The following is a 3,995-nucleotide window of genomic DNA, read 5'->3' as shown; positions in this document are numbered from 1 at the left end:
TAACACTCCATGAGGTTGGTTTTTTTGTTTTCAGCTCCAGAAATACCTTTTGGAGAAAAAAATTTCAACCTCATCACAGTATATTTATGCATGTTTTTTAATCTTTTATATCGAACTCACGTTAGGAAAAGTATATACGAGCAGCGCAATAGAAAGTGGTGTTGAGAGTGTTATTAATACTCGATTTAAAAAGAAACACAAGGCGCAATGGAATCGAGAGTCTGCACACAGAGTGTTGCAGCTTAGAACCTCTTTAGCAAGCAATCAATGGGCTCAGGATTGGCAGCTAGTTAGGCAACATATTTATAAAAATGCAGCATAACAACTATATTAGGAATGCTCTCATTTATTCCTCCTAGTCTGCGGGATTCTGTGTCCCATTTTCTCTAGGGGTAGGTCAATTTATTAACAAATATGAATTTGGGATGGAGATATAATTATGGTCACCAACACTTTTGGAACACTAACAAATTATACTAAATAGTTAACTGGGCGATAATAGCTGTTTGCTTTATGGCCGTCTTCAAGCGAGAATCTAATACATTTTTATCAATATATAAAACACATTGAGCGTCTTGTTTATCATCCTTAGATACACAAATATTATCTTTATCGCTAAGTTTATTATTGATAATATAATTATCCCTTTTAAAATATGGACCATTTCTATATCTTATAAAATCTGTATTATTTACTTTTGTAATTTTAACGTTATTACTTATATTTTTTGTATTATAGGTAAAAATCCAAGCATTATCATCATCATCTTTCATAGAATATAAAATTGCATAATCATCAGAATCTAAAAACTCCTGACCTGGATAACACATATTTAAAATATTAAAGCTACTTGCTGGGATACTCATTGTATCTTTTATATTTTTGATCATGTCTATTTTTTCCTTATATATTTTTTTTAGAGACTGCATTCTCTTATCAAAAGTATATCCAGTTATTTCATCTCCAATTAAAATTTTATTTGCGTAATTAGGATTTTTTTTAATAATTAGCATAGCTCGCTGATTTAGCAAGTACGCTTTTTTTATAGCAAGTGACACGTTTATAACATACTTTAATAAAATTGAGTTATATTTTTCAAATATGTTCCTATAATCGCTATTTTTTGGAAGGTTATCATATTGATATTTAAGATCCATTAGCATTTTCTGAGAAATATCATTAAAATCATCAAGAGCTTCTTTACTATATTTCCCTAACTCTGTAAATCCTTTTAAATTAGCAAATAAATTTTTAACATACTCATCATCATAATTATTAATATTTTTTTCACTATTGTTGTAACATCTGAAAAACAAAGCATTATCAACTTGATTATAAACTGAATCTATTTTATTAATGTTTCTTATTAAATTACGATGTTGTTTTAATAGTTCGTTATATCTATATATTTTAAAAAACTCATTCAATGTGCTTTGAATATTAGAAATATCGCTTTTCATCTCTGCTAATTTATTAGAAACCTCTTTTAATAATTTAAACTCTCGTTCTTCAGTAGAAGAGTAAGTATTATTATAATAAAGTGCGTATATACCGACGCCCATAAAAAATAACCCAGCGGCTATAGCGATAGGCGCATTTAAAGAGGTAACTCCTAACCCTACCAACAACTCTCCAAAACCTACTCCAACTCTACCTGTTTCAATGATATTATTAGCAGCTTTACCATAAAGTAAAGAAGCATCAGGCAAACTAAAATTGCTAACAAAATTAGTTACAGGTTGATACTTACCAGGTATTAGTATAAGATTATTAGTGTAGATAACTTCCTTATTTTTTATTATTACTATTTTATAGTTTTCTCTTTTCGTTACTTTAAATTTATCAAAAGTTACTGAACAATATTTATCACATGATATATAACTAACGTATGAGGAATATTTTTTGTTATTATCAATTTTTGAAATTGTAACTCTAGAACCATCAAGAAATAGATTCTGGCTTGCATCAGCAGCTTTAACATTAAGCTTTATTAAGTCTTCATAATTATTACTTGCAAATACTAGCGATGAAATTCCATTCAAAATAAAAAATGATATTTTTCTCATACAACACACCTACTTTATTGAAAGCAACACAAATCTAGATATTTAAGCGACTTTTCGGTATATTTCTTTCTCTACGGCTAACCAATCCTTTTCCCAGTTACTGCCCATTTTTGCAGCCCGAATCTGAATTATTTGGTGAGCACCCTCTCTGGTCCAAGTCATACGCTGTTTATTTTTCTGGCGAACATTAATCAAATTATTAACAGTGCTTTCAGCATAACTGCTTGCATAGATAAGACCTTTTTGGTCTCTTTGATCATAATTCACTATTTTATCTTTATTATTGGTAATATAAGTTTGTAGCTTGTTAAGCTTGTTTTTTGACTTGATACACTCAGTCGAATCAATCAGCCCTTGTAGCTTAATGATGGCTTTTTCTGAATTCCCATGCCATAAACACCATTTAACGGCTTCATATTCATCTTTTTTATCATCCGATATAGCTGATTGATTGTTTTTGAACTTCATTCCTATGTGGAACCAATCTAATATACATAAAACGTGCTGACACTCTGCAGATATCGAACGTGCAACTGCCCAGTAATTATCAGCACCATCAGCTAAACAAGTGATGTTTGTATTTGTGCCTAGGCCTTCTGATATACAGGCATTTTTAAACTGTAATTTCATACACTGCTGGTTATCATCTTTTGCTGAACCAACTACTTGTTTCTTGGTTATTTTGGTATGATTTTTATCAATATACTCTACATTGTCAGGATGGTATATGGCTGCTGTCATTGCTTCAAATGATCTCCCTTCTCCTCGATTTTTGATATGACCACCATCAATAACTGCTATCAGCTCATCAACGCCTTTCTCTGGTGTAGGAATATCTTGAGTTTTAATTACTTCAAGTGCCGTGCTCACTTTTGACGAAATTCTACTTAAATGGGTCCGGTTATTAATAGCCCTGTCTTCGAATGCATCATAATTTAATTCTTTTGATGCTTTAACATAGCTTTTCTCTGCAGTTAATTCAGCTTGTTTTTTTAATAAATCAGGGTGAGTATTAGAGCCAAAAATCCCTTCCAGCTTATACGGCAAGTTGCACCCACCCTTGCATTTAATCCTTTTTATTTCGACAGTATGATCACTAAAAAATGGCATGGAAATCTGATGTATATTTTCCCATTTTAACTGCTTTAGATCCGCAAATAGGACAAACGTTACTATTGTTTACTAGTTTAATTTGCCGAGATATCTTAAACTCCTGACACTTAAGACAACAGATCAATTTGTTCAACAGATCAATTTGTTCTAAATGTAAGTAACCAAGATCCTTTAGGTGATTAGGAGGGAAAAGCTCATCGTTACGAAGATCTTGTGATTCTAAAACTTCACCTGTGCTTATGTCATAGTGCAGCACTATTATTTTGATGCCCGTTGCCATTATAAAAGTCCAATTTTATCTTTGGAAAATAGGATAAAATAATGATTTTATCATATCTATATGTGTGTTGCTTTCTAATCAACTTAATTTTACATCTTGTAGTTTTTTTGATTCACAGAACCTAGTAACTTCAAGACCTTTTACATTGATTTAAAAGTATGTATTAGGTTCTGTGAACCAATTTTTTTACCGCATCCAAATCAAACTCCCAGAAAAGTTTAAAAATCCACTAAAACTGATTATTGTTTTATCAAATCTTGAAAAAACTCTACGAAAGTACTTCAGCTTCGAAAAGAAACATTCAATCAAATGCCTTTCTTTGTAAATTTCCTTATCATACTCATGTGGCTCTTTTGCATTACTTTTTGGCGGGATGACTATATTACATCCTCTTTCAAGCAAAAATGCATACAAATCCTTTGAGTCATAAGCTTTATCCCCAAGCACATTTGCATCACGCACATCACTTAACAACGCTTTTGACTGGGTACTATCATGTACCTGTCCAGGTGTACGTATGAACTTGATTGGCTAAC

At 31.4% G+C, this 3,995-nt stretch carries 3 protein-coding genes; all 3 read right to left on the bottom strand.

Going from position 1 to position 3,995, the window contains the following annotated elements:
• Positions 1 to 476: 476 nt before the first annotated feature.
• A complete protein-coding gene (locus DNK84_RS02080) occupies positions 477 to 2,066 on the bottom strand; it encodes a hypothetical protein (RefSeq protein ID WP_119342923.1) in 1,590 nt (529 codons plus the stop codon).
• A 42-nt stretch (positions 2,067 to 2,108) separates the two neighbouring features.
• Positions 2,109 to 3,113, bottom strand: coding sequence for a hypothetical protein (locus DNK84_RS02075; RefSeq protein ID WP_162902152.1), 1,005 nt, complete (start codon positions 3,111 to 3,113; stop codon positions 2,109 to 2,111).
• 532 nt (positions 3,114 to 3,645) lie between these two features.
• Entirely contained in the window at positions 3,646 to 3,978 is a 333-nt protein-coding gene (locus tag DNK84_RS02065) for a transposase (RefSeq protein ID WP_268876878.1), read from the bottom strand.
• Positions 3,979 to 3,995: the final 17 nt, after the last annotated feature.

The organism is Facilibium subflavum, from assembly GCF_003574485.1.
Lineage (GTDB): Bacteria > Pseudomonadota > Gammaproteobacteria > Francisellales > Francisellaceae > Facilibium > Facilibium subflavum.
The sequence above is the reverse complement of the archived record's forward strand: the minus strand, read 5'-3'. Positions and strand labels throughout refer to the sequence as shown.

Excerpts from the sequence above, each read along its gene's own strand:
- DNK84_RS02080 (WP_119342923.1), bottom strand. The coding sequence starts at position 2,066 with ATGAGAAAAATATCATTTTTTATTTTGAATGGAATTTCATCGCTAGTA.